Genomic DNA, 20,676 nt, shown 5'->3' on the forward strand with positions numbered 1-20,676 from the left:
CTTCACGCGGCAGCGGGCGGCGTGCCGCCGAGGGCGGCGGTCAGCTCGCGCGCCGCTTCGCCCAGCAGAGCGCCGCAATGTCGCGCCTGGGCCTCGTCCACCCGCGCCTCGGGACCGAAAAGGCCGATGGAGCCCGCCACCTGCCCGCCCGGCCCGAAATAGGGCGCGGCGATCGCGACGGCGCCGCGGAACACCTCGCCTCGGCTGATCGCGATGCCCTCGGCACGGCAGCGGGCCAGCTCCTCCGTCAGGCGGGCGCGGTTCACCTCGGGCGGCAGGCCGCGCCAGGCGGCGCTGGCCGCCTCGCCGGACAGGTGCGCCAGGATCGCCTTGCCGCTCGCGCCACGGCTGATGTGCTCCGTTTCGCCCACGCCGCGGGAGATCATCAGCACGTGGCGGCTCGTCACCTCCACCAGGCAGAGGCGCCGGTCGCCCTGCAGCACGAACAGTGCGGCCGTCTCACCCGTCATGTCCCGCAGCCGCTCCAGGACCGGGCGTGCGAGCTGCGCGACGTCGAGGCCGGCGCTCCACACATGCGCCAAGCCCATCACGGCCGGGCCCAGTCCGAAGCGCTGCGGCTCCCCCTGCGCCTGCACAAGCCCGCTGGCCGAAAGGGTTTGCAGCAGGCGGTACAGGGTGGGGCGGCTGATGCCCGTGGCGCGCTGCAGCTCCAGCACGGTCAGGCGCGGCTGGATGCTGGTGAAAGCCTGCAGGATCGCGACGGCGCGCTGCACGGCCCGCACGCTGTCCCCCTCCCCCGCCTCCGCCGTGCCGCTGGCCATGCCTGCGCCGCTTCCCTGCCCCTTGCCCATCGCCCGAGCGCGATGTCCGTCAGGCGGACACTTAGCCAGGCCGCGCCCCTGCCGCAACGCCCCGCACCGGATCACCCCACCCCAAGGAGGCGACATGCCTGACGTTATCTACGTGGCCCATGACGGCAGCGAACGGCGGGTCGACGTGCCGGCGGGACGCTCCGTGATGCTCGGCGCCATCCAGAACGGCGTCCGCGGGATCGAGGCGGAGTGCGGCGGCTGCCTCGCCTGCGCCACCTGCCATGTCTATGTCGATCCCGCCTGGCTGGACCGCCTGCCCCCGGCGGGGGAGGACGAGGAGGACATGCTGGAGAACACAGCGGCCGAGCGGCGCCCCAACAGCCGGCTGAGCTGCCAGATCACCGTCGAAGCCGATCTCGACGGGTTGCGGGTCGCCATGCCGGAAACCCAGGGGTGAGCGACGGCCTCGTCATCCTCGGCGCCTCCTATGCCGGCGTGCAGATCGCGGTCAGTGCGCGGGAGCACGGCTACGGGGAACCGATCCTCCTGATCGGCGACGAGGCCGATGCCCCCTACCATCGCCCGCCGCTTTCCAAGGGCTACCTGGCGGGAAAGGTGGAGGAGGACGCCCTGCCGCTGCGCGCGCCGGGCTTCTATGCGGAGCAGCGCATCGCCCTGCACCTCGGCACCCCCGCCGCCGCGGTGGACCGGCGCGGGCGCGCCGTGGTGCTGGCGGACGGCAGCCGGCACCGCTTCGACCGGCTGGCCTTCGCCACGGGGAGCCGCGCCCGCGCCATTCCCCTGTCGGGCGCCGATCTCGGCGGCGTCCTCTCGCTGCGCTCGCTCGCGGATGCCCGGCGCCTGCGCGCCGCCATGGAAGGCGCCGCGCGCGCGGTGATCATCGGCGGCGGGTATATCGGGCTGGAAGTCGCCTCCAGCCTCGTTCTCGCCGGTTGCCGCGTCGCGGTGCTGGAGGCCTCCGACCGCCTGCTGTCCCGCGCCGCCGCGCCACCCCTCGCAGCGTTCGTGGAGGCGGCCCATCGTGCCCGCGGGGCGCAGATCGTGACGGGCGTGCAAGCCGTGCGCATCGCTGGCCAAGATGGGCGCGTGGAGGCGGTGGAGTGCACCGACGGCATGTCCCGCCCCGCCGACCTCGTGCTGATCGCGGCCGGCGCCGTGCCGAACGGGGAGATCGCCGTGTCCGCCGGCCTTGGCTGCGACCAGGCGGCCATCATCGTGGATGCCTGCGGGCGCACCAACGAGCCGGAGGTGGTCGCCGCCGGGGATTGCGCCTGCATTCGCCAGGGCGCGGCGGTGCTGCGGCTGGAATCGATCCAGAACGCGACCGACGGCGGCCGCGCGGCGGGGCGCACGCTCGCGGGCCGGCCCGGGGCGGCGCCGGTCGTGCCCTGGTTCTGGTCGGACCAGTACGACATGAAGCTTCAGATGGCCGGCCTGCCCACGGGTTACGACCGGCACGTGGTGCGCGGGCGGATGGAAGACGGACGCTTCGCCATCTACTACTTCCGCGCCGGCACGCTGATCGCGGTGGACACGGTGAACCGGCCCGGCGAGCATCTGCAGGCGCGCAAGCTGGTCGCCACGCCTGGCCGCATTACCCCCGAGGCCGCGGCGGACGAGGGCACCGACCTGCGCGCGCTGGCAGGCGCCTGACGGAACTCAGGAGAGCAGGCCGAGCAGCTTGACCGCGTGCTGCACCAGCAGCCGCTTCTGGATCTTGGAGCTGGCTGTCATGCCGATCTCCTCGAAGCCCTCCACCACCTGCACGTAGTGCGGCACCTTGAAGCCGGCCATGGCCTCGCGGCTCCAGGCGATCAGCGCTTCCGGCTCCAGCGAATGGCCCTCGTTGAGGATGACAAAGGCGCAGGGCACCTCCATCAGGCGTGGATCGGGCACGCCCACCACCACCGCCTGCCGGATGGCGGGGTGGCGGTGCAGGATGTCCTCGATCTCCTGCGGCGACACGTTCTCGCCGCCCACGCGCACGAGGTCCTTCGCGCGGCCCGCGAATTCCAGCCGGCCCTCCTCGTCCAGCCGGCCCAGGTCGCCCGTGGCGAGCCATCCCTCGGCGTCCAGCGCCTCCGCGGTTTCGCGGGGCTTGTCGAAGTAGCCCCGCATCACGTTCCAGCCGCGCACCAGGATTTCCCCGGTGCTGCCCGGCGGCAGGTCCCGGCCGCTCTCCAGGTCGCGGATGCGGATCCCGACGCCCGGCTGCGGGCGCATGCGGCCGCTGACGCGCACATCCTCCGGTTCCCACCAGCAGGATTGCGCGACGTTTGGCGCCGCCTCGGACAGGCCATAGCCCACCACGCAGTCGCGGGCGCCCATCTCGCCGATGATCCGCTGCACGATGCTCGGCGAGGCCGCGGCCCATGCACCACGCAGGAACAGCTTCCGCGCCGGACGATCCGGGTGGTTCAGCAGCATCAGCGCCATGGTGTCGTTGCCGGAGAAATGCGTGCAGCGCTCCTCCTCCATCAGGCGCAAGGCTTCCCCCGGCTCGAACCGGTCCATCGTCACCAGCGTCGTGGCGTGCTGGAGACAGGAGAGGACGGAAAGGGTGGAGCCCGCGACATGGAAGAAGGGCCGCGCGCTGTGGAAGCGGTCCGCGGCCCGCAGGCCCATGCGGCCGCCGGAGAAGAAGGCGTTGGCGCACATGGAGCGGTGCGCCAGCATCACCCCCTTCGGGAAGGAGGTGGTGCCGGAGGTGTACTGCATCAGCAGCACGTCCTCCGGCGCGCAGAAGGGCGGCGCCTCCCGGTTCGTGCCGCCGGCCAGGAACGCATCCCAGGACCGGGCGCCGGCCGGCACGTCGCCGCCCACCACCACCACATCCGCCAGTTCCGGCAGCGCGGCGTCGGGCAAGCCACGATCCAGGGCGGGGATGATGCCGCGCAGCATCGCCACGAAGTTGATGCGCAGGAAGCGGTCCGCCATGAACAGCCGCCGCACGCGCGACTGGCGGAGGGCATAGGCCATTTCCTCCGCGCGGAAGCGCGTGTTCACCGGCACCGTCACCGCGCCCACCGAGCCGAGGGCCAGAAAGATCGACACCCAGCGGGGCCCGTTGCCCATCAGCAGGCCGACATGCTCGCCGCGCCGCACCCCGGCCGCGACCAGCGCCGCGCGGATCGCGGCCACCTCGCGCTCCAGCGCCGCGAAGGTGATGCGGCCGGAGGAGGCGACCACGGCCTCCACGTCCGGCGCGATGGCCGCGGCGCGCCGCAGGGCCTCCGCCGTGGTCAGCGGGCAGAGGCCTTCCAGGGTGAAGCCGCTCACGCGCCTTCCTTTCCGAAGGCCGACATGGTCTTGCGCCATTCGCCGCCCGCCAGGCTTTCCTCGATGGCCATGAGTTCCGTCGCCAGCGCCCCGCGCGGGTCGCGCTCCAGCCCCTCGTCCACGCAGCGCTTGGCCAAGCGCATGGCGGCCGGCGGCGCGCCGGCGATGGTGCCGGCGATCTCCGCCAGCGCGGCTTCCAGCGCGTCGGGGGCCAGGATGCGCGCCACCAGCCCGCCTTCCCGCGCTTCCTCGGCCGAAAGGGTGCGGCCGGTGAACATCAGGTCCTTCGCCAGCCGCTTGCCGAGGATTCGCGGCAGGCGCTGCGTGGCGCCGACCGTGCCCCAGAGGGCTTCGGGCGTGCGGAAGCTGGCCGCGGGGGTCGCCACCACGAAGTCGCAGGCCGCGGCGATCTCCACGCCCGAGCCGATCGCGGGTCCCTCCACCACGGCAAGGCTGGGCATGGGCAGGCGCTCGATCGCGTCATAGGCGGCGAAGCCTTTGAGGCGGCGGGCGCGCACCTGGTCCTCGCTCATGCCGCGGCGCTCCTTCAGGTCGGCGCCCGCGCAGAAGACCGGGCCCTGGGCGCGGATCACCACCAGCCGCGCGTCCTCGGCCACGGCGCGGCGGGTTCCGGCCAGCAATGCTTCCGCCAGCGCCGTGTTCAGCGCGTTCCGCGCCGTCGGCCGGTTCAGGGTGAGCGTCGCGACGCCACCCTCCGAAAGGTCCCAGAGCACCTCGTCCGTCACAGGGCGCCGCCCTCCCGCAAGGCGGCGATACCGGCCGCGCTCATTCCGAGCCGCTCCCGCAGCACCTCATCCGTATGCTCGCCCAGCAAGGGAGGGCGTCCGAGTCGTGGATCCTCCCATCCCTCGAAGCGCAGCGGCACGCGCAGGCCGGGGAAGTCGCCGAGCACGGGGTGCGCGAAGCGCTCCACCAGGCCTCGCGCGCGAACGTGCTCGTCCGCCATCACCTCGTCCAGCGAGAGCAGCGGCCCGGCCGGCACGTCGGCGCCGTCCAGCGCCGCGAAGGCCTCCGCGCGGGTCAGCCGCGCCATGGCTTCGGTGATCGCGCGCATCACCTCCTCCCGCCGCGCCAGCCGCCCGGCATTGGTCGCGAGCCCGGGATCAGTGCCCAGGGCCGGCATGTCCAGCGCCCGGCACAGGGGCTGCCAGTGCTGGTCGGAAACGGTGATGTGCAGCCATTTGTCGTCGCGGCAGCGGAAGCTGGCCGAGGGCACGCGGCCCGGATGCTCCGTGCCGAGGCGTGACGGCACCTCGCCGAGCGCGAAGTAGCGCGCGGCCGCGATGGTGAGCTGCGCCACCTGCGCGTCGAACATCGACACGTCGATATGGCCGCCCTTTCCCGTGCGCTCCCGCCCCTGAAGGGCGGAGAGGATGGCGATGGCGACCCAGAGCCCGGAGGAAAGGTCCGCCACCGGCAGCCCCGGCTTCACCGGGCCGCCGCCACGCTCCCCGGTCAGGCTCATCAGCCCGCTCATCGCCTGGAAGACCGTGTCGTAGCCCTTGCGCCGCGCATAGGGACCGTCCTGCCCGAAGCCCGTGCAGGAGACATAGACCAGGCGCGGGTTGAGCGCCGAGAGCGCGCCGTAATCCAGCCCGCGGCGCTTGAGCGTGCCGACGGGGAAGTTCTCCACCAGCACGTCCGCCTGCGCCGCCAGCCCGCGGATGACCTCGCGCCCCTCCTCGCTCCGCAGGTTCACCGTGATCGATCGCTTGGAGCGGTTGCAGGCCATGTAATAGCCGCTGACCTCGCCGCCCGGCCCCTGGGCGAAGGGCTCGAAGCCCCGCGTCTCGTCGCCGCTGCCGGGCTGCTCCACCTTGATGACCTCGGCGCCCATCTCGGCCAGCACCATGGTGGCGAAGGGACAGGCGAGCACGCGCGACAGGTCCAGCACGACCAGGCCTTCCAGCGGCCTCATGCGCCGTCCTCCCCGCGGCAGAGCCGCTTGAGCCGCAGCAGGTCCCCCGGCGGCAGCAGCGCCATGCCGCGCGCCGCCGCCAGCGCCGCCGCTTCCAGCGACGCGGCCGGCACCACCGAGGTGGCGAGGCCGAGCGCCAGCGCCTCGCCGGGCGGGATGTCGCGGCCGGTCGCCAGCAGTTCCAGCGCGCGGCGCGGCGGCAGGTGGCGCAGCAGCGCGGGCGCCATCAGCGCCGGCAGGATGCCGTGCCGCGCCTCGGGAAAGCCGAGCGTCGCCTCCTCCGCCAGCACGGTCGCGTCGCAGGCGAGCGCCAGCGCGGCGCCGGCGCCGAGCGCCTTGCCGTGCACCGCGGCCGCCACCGGCTTGCCGATCCGGCCGGGCGCCTCCAGCAGGCGCGCGCTCAGCGCGCGCCGCGCCGCCATCCACTCCGGGTCGTCGCGAAGCGCCTTCATCTCGGCCAGGTCCGCGCCCGCGCAGAAGCCGGCGCCGTTGCCGGCCAGGAGGATGGCGGCGATCCCCTCCTCCGCCGCCGCCGCCTCCAGCGCGCGCAGCAGCGCCTCGATCATCGGCCCGGTCAGGGCGTTGCGCTTTTCCGGCCGGTCGAGCCGGATCACGCGGACGTTGTCCCGCGTTTCCGTCAGGATGTTCGTCATGCCGCCGCCCCGGCCAGCCGCGCGCGCACCGCCTCGGCCTCGGCCACCAGCCGCGCCACCAGCTCCCCGGCCGGGAGGATGTCGTCGATCAGCCCGGCGCTCTGCCCGGCCTCCACCTTGCCCCAGTCCACGTCGCCGTCCAGCGCCGCGTGCTTCAGGGTGCGGCTCATGTAGAGGGCGGCCAGTTCCTCCTTGCCCCGCCCCGCGCGCTCGGCGGCATCGACCTCGGCGGTGAAGAGGTTGCGGATCTGGCGCACCGGCAGCCCGCCGCGGCCCACCAGCGCCGTGTCGGACAGGCCGGCGCGGCGCACGCTTTCCTTGTAGGCGGGGTGCACGCTCGCCTCCTCGGTCATCAGGAAGCGCGTGCCGAGCTGCACGCCCTCCGCCCCCAGCGCGAACATGGCGGCGATTCCCGCGCCGTCGGCCACGCCGCCCGCGCCGATCACGGGAATGCCCGAGGCGCGGGCGACGGCGCGCACCAGCACCATGGCGGACACCTCGTCCGGCGCCGGATGGCCGCCGGCGTCGCCGCCCACCACGATCAGGCCGTCCACCCCCGCCGCCTCCGCTTTGGCCGCGTGCGCGGGCGAAGCGACGACGTGCAGCCACTTCGCGCCATAGGCATGGAAGCGCGGCAGCGCCTTGGGCCCGCCCTGCGAGGCGATCACGACCGGCACCCGCTCCGCTTCCGCAATGTCGAGGAATTCGGCGGAGCGCTTGTTGTAGAGCGGGATGTTCACCGCGAAGGGCTGGCCGGTGCCGGTGCCGGTGCCGGTGCCGGCGCGCACCGCGCGAATCGCGGCCAGCAGGTCGTCGGGCCGCATCGGCCCCGCCGCGATCACGCCCAGCGCGCCAGCCCGCGAGACGGCCAGCGCCAGCGGGGCCGATGACGAAGCCCAGCTCATGCCGCCCTGCACGATCGGGTGCCGCACCCCCAGCATCGCCGGCAGGCGGGAGGGAAAGCCCATCCCGCCGCTCACAGCGACTCCGCCCCGGACTGGCGCACGAGCGGCTCCCACTTCATGCCCTCGGCACGGAGGAAGGTCAGGTATTCCTCGCCCTCCATCGGCGCGGCCTCGCCGCCCTGCGCCGCGAAGCCCTGCACCAGGGCGGGGTCGCGCAGCGCGGCGGTGGCCGCCGCCTCCAGCCGCCGCCGCATGGGTGCCGGCAGGCCCGCGGGCGCGGCCAGGCCGTACCAGTTGTCGGAGTTCACGCGCGGGAAGCCGAGTTCCGCCGTTGTCGGCACCTCCGGCAGGGCCGGCACCCGGTGCGCGGTGGTGACCGCGAGGGGGCGGAGGTCGCCGCTGTCGAGATGCGGGCGCAGCACGGGCACGTCGGCCGTCATGAAGGTGAAGCGCCCGCCCAGCAGGTCCGTGGCCGCCGGGGCGGCTCCGCGATACGGGATATGCGTCGCCTCCATCCCCGTCTCCGAGGCGAGCAGGGCGCTGGCGAGATGGGTGATCGAGCCGACGCCAGCCGAGCCATAGGTCACCTCCCCCGCCCGGGCGCGCGCCGCGGCGATCAGCCCGGCCAGGTCACGCGGGCCCGTGCGCGCGTTCACCACCACCACCTCCGGCACGCGCACGACGAGGCTGAGATGGACGAGGTCGCGGTACACGTCGAAGGGCATGCGCTGGCGCGGAAGGGCGGGCGCGATGGAGAGCGCACCGGGACCGGTGATGCCGAGGGTGGCGCCATCCGGCGCCGCCTTGGCCACCGCGTCGTGCCCGATCACCCCGCCCGCGCCAGTGCGGTTCTCCACCACCACCGGTTGCCCCAGGTTCCGCGCCAGCGCCTCCGCGAAGAGGCGTCCGAAGATGTCGGCGGGTCCGCCAGCGGCGAAGGGAACGATCAGGCGTACCGGCCTGTCCGGCGCCCAGGCAGCGGACTGGGCCGCGGCGTCCTTCGCGCGCCCTTGCGCGGCGAGCAGGCCAAGGGCCCCGGCCGCGCCCAGCAACCTCCGTCGCCGCATGACATCGCTCCCCTCGAAGACGCGGCCGGCGAAGGCCGCCGCACAGCAATTCGGTTGATTTTCCCGGACGGATGGGCGATGCCGTAATCCGTTGATGATGTCAACCAACAAGCCGCCGGCCAGGGCGGAGGAAACGGTTCATGATCCCTTTCCCGCTGTCGCGGCGCGGCTTTCTGGGTGCCGCCACCCTGCTCGGCGCCGCTTCTTCCGCACGGGCCCAGGGCACGGCGCGCGCGGGCGGGTGGCCCGGCCGCGCCATCCGCTTCGTGGTTCCCTTCGCACCCGGCGGCCCCGTGGAGATCCCGGCCCGGCTGATCGCCGAGCACCTGGCGCAGCGCCTGGGCCAGACCGTTATCGTGGAAACCCGCCCCGGGGCCGGCGGCGCGCTGGGCATCCAGGCGGTGATGGCAGCCCATGATGGCCACAGCTTCCTGTTCACCACGTCCTCCGTCGCGACCCTGCCGGCGATGCAGCGCAACCCTGGCTACGATCCGCTGCGCGACCTCGTGCCGGTGACGCTTGTCTCCGAGGCGCCGATGGCGCTGCTGGCCCGCGCGGACTGGCCCGTGCGCGACCTCGCGGATTTCCTGGCACAGTCCCGCACCCGTGGGCGCCCTTTCTCCTTCGCTTCCTCCGGCGCGGGCTCCACGACGCACCTGGCGGGAGAACTGCTGAAGGTGCGGGCCGGGATCGACATCATGCACGTTCCCTATCGCGGCGCCGGGCAGGCAACCGGCGCCCTGCTGGCCGGGGACACCGACCTTCTCGTCACCGGCCTGATCGAGACCATCCCCCATGTGCGGGAGGGGCGCATGCGCGCCATCGCCCTGACCTCCGCGCAGCGCAGCCCGGCCCTGCCGGAGGTGCCTGCCCTGGCTGAGGCGGTTCCGGGCTACGAACTGGTGATCTGGTACGCCCTGCTGGCGCCGCGCGGCACCCCGCCCGAGGTGGTGGACCTCCTGGCGCGGGAGGTCGCGCCGCTCCGCAACGGCGGCACGCTGGCGAAACGCATGGCCGAGGGCGGCGCCCGCCTGCTGCTGGACGGTCCCGCCCCGCTGGCGGAGCGCCTGGCACGGGAGGTGGCCTTGTGGAAGCAGGTGCTCCCCGCGGCGGGCATCCGTCCCGAATAGGCCTTCAGCCTGCGGCCCAGTTCGGCTGGCGCTTCGCCTTGAAGGCCGCGATCCCCTCCGCCGCCTCCGGGCCCGTCGAGCAACGGCTGAAGGCGCGCGCGCCCGCTTCCGCATAGGCGGGCGGCGCCACCTCGCCGAGTGCCGCCAGCAGCGCCTTGGTCTCGGCCAGCGCGCCGGGGCCGCCGGCGCGGATATCGCGCAGCGTCGCCTCCACCAGCGCGTCCAGCGCCGCGGCGTCGGGCGCCACCTCGTGCACCAGCCCGGCGCGCGCCGCGGCGGCCGCGTCGATGGCACCGCCCTGCAGGACCAGCCGGCCCGCCGCGCTGCGCCCCATGCGCCGGACCAGCCAGGGCAGGATCTGTGCCGGAACCAGGCCGCGCCGCACCTCCGGCGCCGCGAAGCGCGCCTCGGCGCTCGCCAGCGCGATGTCGGCCGCGCAGACCAGGCCGAGACCGCCCGCGAAGGCCGAGCCCTCGATCCGCGCGACCACCACCTGCGGCAGGGCGGCGATGGCGGCCAGGCGTTCGCCCGTGCGGCGGTTGCGCGCCAGGGCGGCCTCCAGCCGCTCCTCCGCCGTCGCGCCGCTGCCCCCGGCCTCATCGAGGTCGAGGCCGGCACAGAAATGCCCGCCCGCCCCGGTGATCACCAGCACGCGCACCGAGGCGTCGTCGCGCAGTTCCGCCAGCAGCGCGTCGAACGCCGCCACCATCTCGCGGCTCAGCGCGTTGCGCCGGGCCGGGCGGTTCAGCGTGGCGCGCACCACCCCGCCCCCGCGCGAAACCAGCAGGGGTGCGTCAGACATGGGCCGCTTCCCCCATCCGCAGCGTGCGGGCGTGCAGCGGGCGCCCGAGCAGGGCCTCTGCCGCAAGGCCCGCCGCGCGCAGGCGGTCCAGGTCCAGCCCGGTGTCCACACCCATCGCCTCCAGCAGCGTGGCCAGGTCCTCCGTGCAGACATTGCCGGTGAAGCCCTCGCCATAGGCGATGCCGGCGGGGTGGCCGCCGGTGCCGCCCAGCGCCGTGTCGAAGTGCCGCAGCCCCGCCTCCAGGGCGGCCACGCAGTTCGCGAGGCCGGTGCCGCGGCTGTCGTGGAAATGCGCGATAAAGGTTGCCTCCGGCAAGGCGTCGCGCAGCAGGCCGACCAGGGCGCGCACGCGGGGGGGCGTGGCGCTGCCGATCGTGTCGCCCAGCGCGATGCGCGTGACGCCCAGCGACTGGAAGCGCCGCGCGTCCTCCAGCACGCGCTCTGCCGGCACCGGCCCGTCGAAGGGGCAGTCGAAGGCGACGGAGACCGTGCCGACCTGCGTGAAGTCCGCGCCGGCCAGCCGCGCCATTTCCTCGACGTTCTCCCACTGCTCCGCGCGGGAGCGGCGGAGGTTCTTCCGCGTGTGCCCCTCGGAGGCCGAGACGAGGAAGCTGATCTCCTCCGGCCCGCGGCCCCGCGCCCGCGCCTCCTGCGCGCGCTTCACCGCGGCGGGGTTGGGGCAGGTCGCCTTGAACAGCACGCCCGGGCGCGGCCGCACCGCGGCCAGCACCGCCTCGGCATCCGCGAACTGGGGGATGTATTTCGGGTGCGCGAAGGAGGTGATCTCGATCCGCCGGAAGCCGCAACCGGCGATCCGCTCCAGCATCGCGGCCTTCGCGGCCGCCGGCACGACGCCTGGCTCGTGCTGCAGGCCGTCGCGCGCGAAGCACTCGCAGAGGATCACGGCGGGCACGTCGGTCATGGCGCGAGAAGCTCCCTCAGAATGTCGATGGCGGCGTAGGGCGTGGCGGCGGCATGGGCGCCCGCCGCGCGCAGCGCCGCGAGCTTGCGGGCCGCCGTCTCGCGTTCGGCGCCGATCAGCGCGCCGGCATGGCCCATCTGCCGGTCTGCCGGCGCGTGGCGCCCGACGATCGTCGCGACCACCGGCTTCGCGAAGGCCGCGACCGCCTCTGCCAGGGCATATTCCTTGTCGCCGCCGATCTCGCCGCAATAGAGCACCGCGCGCGTGGCCGGATCCTGCGCCAGGGCGGCCAGCCATTCGTGCGGGTTGCGCCCGATCACGGCATCGCCGCCCAGGTGGATCACCGCGCGCTGGCCAATGCCCGCCCGCGTCAGCAGCCGCGCCGTGGCCAGTGTCAGCGTGCCGCTGCGCCCCAGCAGCGTGACCGAGCCGGGCGTGCAGAAGGCCGGGGAAACCGAGCCCAGCAGCGTCCCGCCCTCTCCCGGGATGCAGAAGCCCAGCGTGTTCGGCCCCAGCAGCCAGCTTCCCGCCTCCCGCGCCGCATGGGCGGCGCGCAGCGCGTCGTGCACGGGCACATATTCGGCGGCGGCCACCACCGTGCCGATCCCCGCCGCCGCGCACTGGCGGATGGCATCGCCGGTTCCCTCGGGCGGCGTGTAGAGCACGGCGGCGTCCGCGGGCTCCTCCAACTCCGCCAGGCTGTCCAGCAGGGGCAGCCCGTCCAGCATCCCGCCGCCGCGCCCGAGCGCGATGCCGGCCAGGATGGGCGTGCCGGCCGCCCGCATCTCCGCCACCTGCCGCGCCGCATAGCGCCCGGTGGGGTTGAGCACGACCACCCGCCGGGGCGGCGCGAGAAGGAAGGGCGGCACGCTCACGCCGCCCGCGCCCCGAGATCGGCGGCCATGGCGCCCACCAGGGCGAGCGGATCGTCCCCCAGCCGGGCCACCCCGGCCGCGCGCAGGCGCTCCGCCGCCGCCGCCGCGTCGAAGCCGCGGCTGGCCGAGGGCGCGGCCGCGAAGCCCACGTAAAGGGGCTTCGGCGCCGGATGGCGCGCCAGGAAGGCCAGCAGGGTGTCGATCCGCTCCGCCACCGGGCGCGAGGCCAGGGTGGTGTAGAACAGGATCGCGCGCACGCCCGGGCGTGCCGCCAGCGCGAAGGCCGCTTCCAGCCGCGCCTCCGTGGTTTCCGCCGCCCCGCCCCGCCGGTTGTCCATGAACGACGCCGCCGAGAGGCCGTGATCCGCCAGCAGGTCCACAAGCAGCATCCCCAGCCCCGCCCCGGCACTGATCAGGGCAACATCCCCCGGCATTTCGACCAGGGTGAAGCCACGCGACCGTGCCTCGCGCTCCAGCGGGCTCAGGGCGGCCTCCTCCAGCGCGGCGCTCGCCTCCGTGGCCGCCGCGTCGTGCCGGCCCAGCGCCGCGTCGTCGCGCACCAGCTTGGCGTCGAGGGCGAGCAGGCCGCCATCCTCCAGCACGGCCAGGGGGTTGACCTCCAGCAGCTCCAGGTCTTCGGCTCGCATCACGCCTGCCAGGCGGGCGGCGAGACGCGCCACCCGCGCCGCCAGTTCGCCCGGCAGGTGCCCGCGCAGGGCGGCGTGGATCACCTCCGCCAGGCCGGGCGCGCCGGGGTCGAGCAGCAGGCGCAGGGGGGCATCCCCTTCCTCCACCGCCACGCCGCCGTCGGCGGCAAAGAGAAGCTCGATGCCCTGCGCGGTGCCGTCGATCCTCAGCGCCAGGAACAGCTCCCGCGAAACCGGCGCCGCCTCCTCCAGGAGGAAGCCCACTGCAGCCCCTTGCGCGCCCAGCAACGCCCGCATGGCGTCGCGCGCGGCATGCAGTTCCTCCGGAGCCACGAGGCGCACCAGGCCCCGCTTGCCCCGGCCGCCCTCCGCCACCTGCGCCTTCAGCACCAGTCCGGCCCAGCCGGCGGCTTGCCCGGGCAAGCCCTCCTCCGGGAGGAGCAGGCCACGGGGCACGGAGATCCCGTGCCGCCGCAGCAATGCCTTGCCCTCCGCCTCCGTGAGACGCATCGACGCTTCCGTCCCGCCTGGATTTGGTTGACTGAGTAAACTATCTTCCCGGCCGGGGTCAACCGGCAGCGCCCGCGCCGGACCCGTGCTACCATTACGGACCCGATGCCGGCTGGCCCGCCCCGGCGAAGCCGTTGCCCTGGAGTGCCATCGTTTGCCCAGCAAGACCCCTCTTCGTGACGCCGGCGAACCGGGCCCCGGCATGACCATCAAGGACCTGCTGTCGTACCGGATCCACCGCCTGGCCAACGCGCTGAGCCAGGGCGCCGCGCGCCGCTACCGGGCGGAGTTCAACGTCAGCCTGATGGAATGGCGCGTGCTGGCCCTGCTGGGCGATTTCGCGCCGATGACCCTGAAGGACCTCGCGCGCCAGAGTGGCCTGGACAAGAGCCTGGCCAGCCGCGCGGTGAGCGGCCTTGTCAGCCGCGGCCTCGTGACCCGCTCCGCCGGGCGGGAGGACGCGCGCGAGGTGAGCCTGCGCCTCTCCGCCACCGGTCGCCGCACCTTCGAGGGATTGATGGAGGCGGCACGGGCACGCGACCAGGCATTCCTTGGCGCGCTCGGCGAAGCGGAGCGCACCGCGCTGGACGAGGCCATCGCGAAGCTGACCCTGGTGGCCCGGCAACAGGCGAGGCCGGAGGCCTGGTCTGGCGGGACGCCGGCCGTCCGGCGCGAAACGGCCGCGCGGAAGCCGAGGGGACGGAAGGCCGTGGTGGATGGCGCGGCGTTGGAGGACTGACCATCGGCCAGCGGGCGGCCAGGTTCGGGCCCCGCATTCACCCGCCCCGGAAGCCTGCCCCGGAAGCCTGCCAGGCCGCACCGGGCAGCGTTCAGCATCGCATCAAAGAAGCCGGGCGAAATCCGGGTCCACACCGCTGCGTCAAGGCAGCCATCGCTTCAGCCTGACGCGCCTCATGCAATCCCCCATGTGTTCCCCGGCCCGGATCTCGATTGCCCTGCGCGGTCTTCCTTGCCCCGGCTTCAGTTCTTCAGGGGCGCGCCGCGACGAAGAAGAGGCGGGGAAAGGGCAGCAACACCGTGCCGTCCGCCAGCGCGGGGTAGGCCCTGGCGACCTCGGCCTCGTAGCGTCCGAGGAACTCCGCGCGCTCGGCCTCGTCCAGGGGGTCGAGAAAGGGTCGCAGCCCGCTTCCCCTGAACCAGTCCACAACGGCGGCCGCACCGCCGGCGAGAGGATGGTGATAGGTGGTGATCCAGACATCCACCTCCGCGCCCAGCTCCCGCAGCAGGGCGAAATACCATCCAGCCCCGCGGCGCGGTGCCCGGGCCGCCCCGGCCGATGCCAACTTCGCCGCCCAGGGCCCCGCCGCCGCCACCTCCCGCATCAACCGATGCGCGGGCTCGTCGAGGTTGTCCGGCATCTGCACGGCGAGTTGCCCGCCCGGCGCCAGCCGCTCCAGCAACGCCGGCAGCAGGGCGCCGTGGTCCGGGATCCATTGCAGCGAGGCATTGGCCAGTATCACGTCATATCGCCCGCTCCCTTGCCAGGCAGCGATGTCGCCGGGCACGAAGGTCACGTCCGGCAAGCGCCGCCGCGCCTCCGCCAGCATGTCCGCCGAACTGTCCAGACCCGAAACCGCCGCCCCGGGAAAGCGCGTCCGCAGCAGATCCGTGGAGTTGCCGGGCCCGCAGCCGAGATCCATGGCCGAGGCCACCGGCCGATCGGCCAGCCTGGCGAGCAGGTCCCGCACCGGGCGTGTCCGCTCATCCTCGAACCGCGTGTACTGCGCCGCTGACCAACTCACGCCCATTCTCCGAGCCTCATCATGGCCAGCGGTTGCTGCGGCCATGGAGCCGGGAGAACAGCACGGTTCGGCCCTTCGGAACCAGCCGGGCGGGCACGATCACGCGCGGGGCGGCGCCACCTCCGGGCACCGCGGTGTCGCCGTGAGTCCACCGGCGCTCGGCTTCGCCCTTGGCCTGCCACGCGGCGCCCTGCGGGGGTGGCCGCGGCACAGGTTCCCCTTCACCCCGGAACTTCCCCGGCCATGTCAAACCTTCCGCAATCCTGCCCGTTCCGGGATCTGGGGATCGCCATGTGCCATCGCGGCGGGAGGTGACGTATCCGAGCGCACCTTCTTCTCCTTGCCACCCTTCTTGCCGCCTGTGACGGCGACCCTCCCGCGCAGCTTCGCGTCGGCGAAGGGGACGCGGAGCGTGGCCGCGCGGCGGTGCATGGGTATGGCTGTGGCGCCTGCCATGTCATCCCGGGCATCCGTGGCGCGAATTCCTGGGCCGGGCCGCCGCTGAACGAATGGGCGCGGCGGGGCTATATCGCCGGGCGGTTCCCCAACTCTCCGGATGTTCTCGTCGCCTGGCTGCGCGATCCCCAGGCGCTCTCGCCGGGAAGCGCCATGCCCAATCTCGGGCTCACGGAAACCGAGGCGCGGGATGCGGCCGCCTTTCTTTTCACCCTGGGTGCAAGCCGTCTGCCGCCGGTTCCGGCAGGATTGCCGCTCGGCCCGAAGGAGGCCGGCCCGCGGGAGGAACCCCGCATCCGTCCCCGTGGGTGACAGGGTCCGGGCCGGCCGGCGCTCAGCCGCCAGCCTGCCAGCAGGCGGGCAGCACCAGCGCGGGCACCGCCTCGAACAACACGGCGAAGCCCGCGACGATGCAGGCGGCGGCCCCGAACCAGCGCGTGAAGTCGGGTTCGGTGTCCTTGTCGCCGAACGTGGTTCGCACCGGGCGCGCGAGCGCGAACAGCGTCGCGAGCGCCACCAGCGCGAGGGCGGTGAGCGCCATCACGAGGGTCGCGACCCAGGGCAGGCCGAGCAGGCTTCGCGCCGCGAGGCCGCGCTCGCAGGCATGGGCGTGCACCGCGTAGATGCCGGCGAAATGCGCGGCCCAGACCAGCAGCCCGGCTGCCGGCCAGATCACCGCGCGCGCGGCGGAGGCGGCCAGCGCACTCACAGCAGGCGCGGGAAGCCGTGCAGCAGCACCAGCCCCACCGCCCCCTGCCCGGCCGTGTAGAGCCAGAACAGCATGGTGTTGTCGAAGGTCAGCCGCCGCGTGCCGTCGATCATCCCCGCCCAGGACCGCGCCTGGGTATAGGCGGCCATCAGCAGCGCGACCGCGACGATCGCGCCGTGCCACGCCAGGATGGCGTAGGTGATGGCGGAGTGGGCGTGCTGGGTCGGCTGCAGGCCCGAGCCGAGCAGTGCCGCGAGGTCGGCCGCGTAGCCCGCCACGAGCAGAACCAGCGCGAGCGGCATGGCCCATGGGGGCAGCGCGCCGTGCCGGCGCAGCGCGCCGCTCGCCGCCAGCATCGTTCCCGCCGCGAGGGCGTAGAGCACGAAGGCCAGCCCGCCCCATCCCGGCAACGGCGAGCCGAGGCCGGCGGGCGGCCACATCCGGTCGCCGTTCACCAGCCAGAGAAACAGGTAGCTGCCAACGAAGCAGGCGTAGCAGGTGCCCAGGACCAGCATCAGGCCGACCATCGCCCACCAGGAGACCGCCATGGGCCCGGTCACGTAGGTCGGCAGCACGAGGCCGCCGCCGATGTCGCCGCGCCCCTCGCCGATCGGGCCGAGGTCGGTGCCCGTCCAGAGCCAGTAGAGGAAGGCCGCGACGGCCAGGGCGGCGAAGGCGGCGGCGGGCACCAGCCACTCCACCGTCAGCACCAGGAAGAAGCCGGCCGTGCCGATCGCGGCGACGATGTGCGCCCAGCCCGGCCCGGGCAGCACCGCGACGTATTGCGGGATGCCCTCGGCGGGGCTGACCACCAGCCCCTCGCGCAGGCCGGTGAGGGTGCCGGGCAGGTAGTGCGCGCCCGCTTCCACCTCCGCGGCGAGGTTGGGCTTGCGCCAGAGCGGGTAGCGCCCGTCCACCGCCGGCAGGCTGCGGGGGCCGTAGTTGTAGTTGGGCAGCCATTCCATCGTGCCGGCGTCCCAGGCGTTGTCGCCGCCGGCCTGGACGCGGAAGTTGCGCGCGAGGTCCACGAACAGCACGACGCCCCCGGCCAGCACCATCAGTGCCCCGATGGTGGAGACGAGGTTCCAGATCTCCAGCCCCATGCCCGCGGGATAGGTGTAGATGCGCCGGGGCATGCCGAGGAAGCCGGAGATGTGCATGGGGAAGAAGGTCACGTTGGTGCCGAGGAAGGTGAGCCAGAAGACCCACTTCCCCAGGCGTTCCGAGAGCGGCGTGCCGATGCAGGGCGCCCAGTAGTAGAGGGCCGCCAGGATCGGGAAGACCATGCCGCCGATCAGCACGTAATGGAGGTGGGCGACGATGAAGTAGGTGTCGTGCGCCTGCCAGTCGAAGGGCGTGACGGACACCATCACCCCCGTCAGCCCGCCCAGGGTGAAGATGAAGAGGAAGCCGAGCACGAAGAGCGTCGGCGTGGCGATGCGGACCCGCTTGCCGGAGGCGAAGGTCGCGATCCAGGCGAAGACCTGCAACCCGGACGGCACCGAGACCGCGAAGCCCGCCGAGGCGAAGAAGGCCAGGCTCAGCCCCGGAATGCCGGTGGCGTACATGTGGTGGACCCAGAGGCCGAAGGAGAGGAAGGCCGTCCCCACCAGCGCCAGCACCACCAGGGAGTGGCCCACCAGCGGCGCGCGGGCCATGGCCGGCACGATCATCGAGACCATGCCGGCCGCCGGCAGGAAGATGATGTAGACCTCCGGGTGCCCGAAGAACCAGAACAGGTGCTGCCAGAGCATCGGATCGCCGCCACGCTCGGGGATGAAGAAGGGCCAGTCGAAGGCGCGCTCCATCTCGAGCAGGGTCGAGGCCACGATCACCGCGGGAAAGGCGAAGATCACCATGCCCGCGAAGACGAGCATGGCCCAGGCGAAGATCGGCATCCGCCCCAGCGTCATCCCCGGCGCCCGGCAGCGCAGGATTCCCGTGATCAGCTCGATCGCGCCGGCGATGGCGGAGATCTCGATGAAGCCGATGCCCAGCAGGTACATGTCCGTGTTGATGCCGGGCGAGGCCGCCTTGCCCGTCAGCGGCGGGTACATGAACCAGCCGCCGTCCGGCGCCGCGCCGAAGAACAGCGAGGCGAAGAAGGCGGAGCCGCCGATCAGGTAGATCCAGTAGGCATAGGCCCCCAGCCGGGGCGTCGGCATTTCCCGCGCGCCCAGCATGGCCGGCAGCAGCGCGATCCCCACCGCCTCCACCACCGGCACGGCGAAAAGGAACATCATCACCACGCCATGGGTGGTGAAGACCTGGTTGTAGGTGTCGGCGTTGACGAGGGTGAGGCCGGGAAAGGCGAGCTGCAGGCGGATCAGCACGCCCAGCAGCCCCGCCAGCAGCAGGAACATCAGCGCCGTCGCGATGAAGAGCGGGCCGATGAGGTTGTTGTTGATCTCGGTGACCACGCGGAAGCCGCGCGGGAAAGCCCAGGCGTGCTCCAGCCGGCCCAGTTCCTCCGGCGGCCTCGGGAGGGAATGGGGCAGAGGGGCGGATGCTTCGCTCAACGCAGGGATTCCAGCCAGGAGGCGAGGGCGAGCAGGTCGGGGCCCTCCAGGGCGCGGGCATAGGCGGGCATGGCGTTGCCGGGTTTGATGTCCTGCGGCGCCGCGATCCAGCCGGCCAGGTTGCCGAGGGTGTTGGGCAGCGCCCCCGCGGCCAGGGTGTCGCGCGAGCCGACGCGCGACAGGTCCGGCGCGATCCGCGCGGCCCAGGGCGTGCCGCGCACGGCGTGGCAGGCGCCGCAGCCGGCCTCGCCGAAGACCTCCATGCCGCGGCGGTGCTCCTCCGTCTCCGGCGCGGGCACGGGGGCGCGCTGCCGGGCGATCCAGGCCTCGAACTCCGCGGGCTCCTGCAACACCACGTCGAAGGCCATCAGCGCGTGCTGGGTGCCGCAGAACTCCGTGCACTGGCCGCGCAGCGTGCCCACGCGGTCGGCCCGCAGGCGCTGGCGGTTCACGCGGCCCGGGATCATGTCGAGCTTGCCGTGCAGGTTCGGCACCCAGACGCTGTGGATCACATCGGCGGAGGAAAGGTTCAGCTCCACCTCCCGCCCGACCGGCAGGTGCAGCGCGTTGGCGGTGACCGCGCCCTCGCCGAGGTCGGGGTAGCGCACCTCCCACCAGTATTGCCGCCCGATGATCTCGACCCGGAGCGGCGCCTCGGACAGCGGCTCGGTGAGGGCGCGGGACACGCCGAGCGAGTAGCCCAGCAGCGCCGTCAGCACCGTCACCGGGAAGGCGACCCCCGCGGCCAGGAGGAAGCGGCGCGACCCCATGGCCGCGCGCCACCGCGGCGGCGCGAGGATGGCCAGCGCCAGGAACCCCATGGTGAGAAGGAAGATGGCTCCGCTGCCCCAGAACAGCACATGCGTCAGCGACGCGATCCGCCCGGCCTGGATGCCGTAGGCGTCGAGCGGGTTCTGCGCGCCGGCGCAGCCGGCGAGCGCCAGGAGTGGAAGAAGCCGCCTCACGCCGGGCCCTGGTCCGGCGCGGCATCGGCGAACAGCGGGCGCGACAGCGCCCAGAGCGCCAGCGCGGCGAAGGCCACCCCGCCCGGCACCCACATCAGCAGCCCGCCGAGCTGCTGGTCCTCCAGCGGCGTCAAACCCCAGGGCAGCGTCGTCAGCGCGTGCGGCGCGAAGAGCGGGCGGGGCGCGAAGGTGAGGAAGGCGCCCAGCGCCCCCATCTGCGACGCCGTCGCCAGGCCCGAAAGCAGCGCCGCGTCGGCCCGCACGGCGCGCAGCACGCCCTGCCAGAACCAGACGGCCGTGCCCAGGAGGGAGGCGTGCATGGCCCACCAGGCTCCGTCGGAAACGAAGGTCCAGCGATAGGGAGCCGGCAGGTGCCAGAACCACAGCGCCGCGCCGAAGGCGGTGGCCGCGAGCGCCAGCTCCCGCGGCGCCGCCGCGCGCGGCCGGAGGCTGGCGGCGATCAGCGGTGCCGCCAGCAGCATGACCCCCAGATGCTGCCCCACGCGCGCCGAGAAGAGCGCCACCGCGAGGCCGCAGAGCGGCGAGAGCAGCATCGCCGCGAGCACGGCCCACCCCGCCAGGAAAAGGCGGCGGTCCCCCGCGATCCGCCAGCCCGCCGCCAGACCGGCCAGCATCACGCCCAGCAGCAGCGGCTGGAGGTTCCAGGCGAGATCGCCCGGCAGTGGCGGCAGGCCGCAGAAGGGGACAAGGTCGGTCCGGTTCATGCGCGCTCCTCCACCA

General features: G+C 73.6%; 21 protein-coding genes. 5 read left to right on the forward strand and 16 right to left on the reverse strand.

The features are described 5' to 3' along the window. Positions 1–2 precede the first annotated feature (2 nt). On the reverse strand, positions 3–782 hold the full coding sequence (locus tag ACFFIC_RS11055) for an IclR family transcriptional regulator (protein WP_377050219.1): 780 nt from the start codon (positions 780–782) through the stop codon (positions 3–5). A gap of 124 nt (positions 783–906) precedes the next feature. Between ACFFIC_RS11055 and ACFFIC_RS11060 the strand changes: the two genes are divergently transcribed. Next, positions 907–1,230 (forward strand): 2Fe-2S iron-sulfur cluster-binding protein, encoded by a 324-nt coding sequence (locus ACFFIC_RS11060; RefSeq protein ID WP_377050220.1) that lies wholly within the window; start codon positions 907–909, stop codon positions 1,228–1,230. Then, complete coding sequence (locus ACFFIC_RS11065; RefSeq protein ID WP_377050221.1) at positions 1,227–2,447, forward strand: NAD(P)/FAD-dependent oxidoreductase; 1,221 nt, start codon at positions 1,227–1,229, stop codon at positions 2,445–2,447. The genes ACFFIC_RS11060 and ACFFIC_RS11065 overlap by 4 nt, the downstream gene beginning before the upstream one ends. A gap of 6 nt (positions 2,448–2,453) precedes the next feature. On the opposite strand, the gene ACFFIC_RS11070 is transcribed toward ACFFIC_RS11065, so the two are convergent. Genes ACFFIC_RS11070 through ACFFIC_RS11095 form a run of 6 tightly spaced genes read right to left on the reverse strand, consistent with a single transcriptional unit; the run spans position 2,454 to position 8,637 of the window. Continuing rightward, positions 2,454–4,073 carry an AMP-binding protein gene (locus ACFFIC_RS11070; RefSeq protein WP_377050222.1) on the reverse strand — a complete coding sequence of 540 codons (1,620 nt, stop codon included), beginning with the start codon at positions 4,071–4,073 and terminating at the stop codon, positions 2,454–2,456. Further along, entirely contained in the window at positions 4,070–4,819 is a 750-nt protein-coding gene (locus ACFFIC_RS11075; RefSeq protein WP_377050223.1) for an enoyl-CoA hydratase/isomerase family protein, read from the reverse strand. Before ACFFIC_RS11075 ends, ACFFIC_RS11070 begins: the two co-directional genes overlap by 4 nt. Beyond that, the gene (locus ACFFIC_RS11080) at positions 4,816–6,012 is read right to left on the reverse strand and encodes a CaiB/BaiF CoA transferase family protein (RefSeq protein ID WP_377050224.1); all 1,197 of its coding nucleotides are present in this window, start codon (positions 6,010–6,012) and stop codon (positions 4,816–4,818) included. Before ACFFIC_RS11080 ends, ACFFIC_RS11075 begins: the two co-directional genes overlap by 4 nt. Continuing rightward, entirely contained in the window at positions 6,009–6,665 is a 657-nt protein-coding gene (locus ACFFIC_RS11085; protein ID WP_377050225.1) for an enoyl-CoA hydratase/isomerase family protein, read from the reverse strand. The genes ACFFIC_RS11080 and ACFFIC_RS11085 overlap by 4 nt, the downstream gene beginning before the upstream one ends. Then, positions 6,662–7,645, reverse strand: a complete 984-nt coding sequence (locus ACFFIC_RS11090) for an NAD(P)H-dependent flavin oxidoreductase (protein WP_377050226.1) — start codon at positions 7,643–7,645, stop codon at positions 6,662–6,664. The genes ACFFIC_RS11085 and ACFFIC_RS11090 overlap by 4 nt, the downstream gene beginning before the upstream one ends. Next, entirely contained in the window at positions 7,642–8,637 is a 996-nt protein-coding gene (locus ACFFIC_RS11095; RefSeq protein WP_377050227.1) for a Bug family tripartite tricarboxylate transporter substrate binding protein, read from the reverse strand. The genes ACFFIC_RS11090 and ACFFIC_RS11095 overlap by 4 nt, the downstream gene beginning before the upstream one ends. A 140-nt stretch (positions 8,638–8,777) precedes the next feature. Here ACFFIC_RS11095 and ACFFIC_RS11100 point away from each other — a divergent pair, with 140 nt between their 5' ends. Beyond that, positions 8,778–9,767, forward strand: coding sequence for a Bug family tripartite tricarboxylate transporter substrate binding protein (locus ACFFIC_RS11100; RefSeq protein WP_377050228.1), 990 nt, complete (start codon positions 8,778–8,780; stop codon positions 9,765–9,767). A gap of 4 nt (positions 9,768–9,771) precedes the next feature. Here the strand turns inward: ACFFIC_RS11100 and ACFFIC_RS11105 are convergent, their stop codons facing one another. The 4 genes from ACFFIC_RS11105 to ACFFIC_RS11120 are packed head-to-tail and all read right to left on the reverse strand — an operon-like array spanning position 9,772 to position 13,523. Beyond that, positions 9,772–10,569, reverse strand: coding sequence for an enoyl-CoA hydratase/isomerase family protein (locus ACFFIC_RS11105; protein ID WP_377050229.1), 798 nt, complete (start codon positions 10,567–10,569; stop codon positions 9,772–9,774). Continuing rightward, positions 10,562–11,491 (reverse strand): hydroxymethylglutaryl-CoA lyase, encoded by a 930-nt coding sequence (locus tag ACFFIC_RS11110; RefSeq protein WP_377050230.1) that lies wholly within the window; start codon positions 11,489–11,491, stop codon positions 10,562–10,564. Before ACFFIC_RS11110 ends, ACFFIC_RS11105 begins: the two co-directional genes overlap by 8 nt. Then, positions 11,488–12,366, reverse strand: a complete 879-nt coding sequence (locus ACFFIC_RS11115; RefSeq protein ID WP_377050231.1) for a CoA-binding protein — start codon at positions 12,364–12,366, stop codon at positions 11,488–11,490. The genes ACFFIC_RS11110 and ACFFIC_RS11115 overlap by 4 nt, the downstream gene beginning before the upstream one ends. Beyond that, positions 12,363–13,523: an ATP-grasp domain-containing protein gene (locus tag ACFFIC_RS11120; RefSeq protein WP_377050232.1), complete on the reverse strand. Its 1,161-nt coding sequence runs from the start codon at positions 13,521–13,523 to the stop codon at positions 12,363–12,365. Before ACFFIC_RS11120 ends, ACFFIC_RS11115 begins: the two co-directional genes overlap by 4 nt. A gap of 202 nt (positions 13,524–13,725) precedes the next feature. Between ACFFIC_RS11120 and ACFFIC_RS11125 the strand changes: the two genes are divergently transcribed. Then, positions 13,726–14,262 (forward strand): MarR family winged helix-turn-helix transcriptional regulator, encoded by a 537-nt coding sequence (locus ACFFIC_RS11125; RefSeq protein WP_377050233.1) that lies wholly within the window; start codon positions 13,726–13,728, stop codon positions 14,260–14,262. A 250-nt stretch (positions 14,263–14,512) separates the two neighbouring features. On the opposite strand, the gene tam is transcribed toward ACFFIC_RS11125, so the two are convergent. Continuing rightward, the gene (gene tam / locus ACFFIC_RS11130) at positions 14,513–15,286 is read right to left on the reverse strand and encodes a trans-aconitate 2-methyltransferase (RefSeq protein ID WP_377050234.1); all 774 of its coding nucleotides are present in this window, start codon (positions 15,284–15,286) and stop codon (positions 14,513–14,515) included. Between the two features lie 426 nt (positions 15,287–15,712). Between tam and ACFFIC_RS11135 the strand changes: the two genes are divergently transcribed. Beyond that, on the forward strand, positions 15,713–16,054 hold the full coding sequence (locus ACFFIC_RS11135; RefSeq protein WP_377050235.1) for a c-type cytochrome: 342 nt from the start codon (positions 15,713–15,715) through the stop codon (positions 16,052–16,054). A 22-nt stretch (positions 16,055–16,076) separates the two neighbouring features. Here ACFFIC_RS11135 and ACFFIC_RS11140 read toward each other — a convergent pair whose 3' ends face one another. The 4 genes from ACFFIC_RS11140 to ACFFIC_RS11155 are packed head-to-tail and all read right to left on the reverse strand — an operon-like array spanning position 16,077 to position 20,660. Then, on the reverse strand, positions 16,077–16,451 hold the full coding sequence (locus ACFFIC_RS11140) for a hypothetical protein (RefSeq protein WP_377050236.1): 375 nt from the start codon (positions 16,449–16,451) through the stop codon (positions 16,077–16,079). Continuing rightward, positions 16,448–18,970: a cbb3-type cytochrome c oxidase subunit I gene (locus ACFFIC_RS11145; protein ID WP_377050237.1), complete on the reverse strand. Its 2,523-nt coding sequence runs from the start codon at positions 18,968–18,970 to the stop codon at positions 16,448–16,450. Before ACFFIC_RS11145 ends, ACFFIC_RS11140 begins: the two co-directional genes overlap by 4 nt. After that, positions 18,967–19,935, reverse strand: coding sequence for a cytochrome c oxidase subunit II (locus ACFFIC_RS11150; protein ID WP_377050238.1), 969 nt, complete (start codon positions 19,933–19,935; stop codon positions 18,967–18,969). Before ACFFIC_RS11150 ends, ACFFIC_RS11145 begins: the two co-directional genes overlap by 4 nt. Next, positions 19,932–20,660: a cytochrome c oxidase assembly protein gene (locus ACFFIC_RS11155; RefSeq protein ID WP_377050239.1), complete on the reverse strand. Its 729-nt coding sequence runs from the start codon at positions 20,658–20,660 to the stop codon at positions 19,932–19,934. The genes ACFFIC_RS11150 and ACFFIC_RS11155 overlap by 4 nt, the downstream gene beginning before the upstream one ends. Positions 20,661–20,676 lie beyond the last annotated feature (16 nt).

Origin of the sequence: Muricoccus vinaceus (assembly GCF_042433125.1) — a bacterium.
In the GTDB taxonomy this organism is placed as follows: domain Bacteria; phylum Pseudomonadota; class Alphaproteobacteria; order Acetobacterales; family Acetobacteraceae; genus Roseomonas; species Roseomonas vinacea.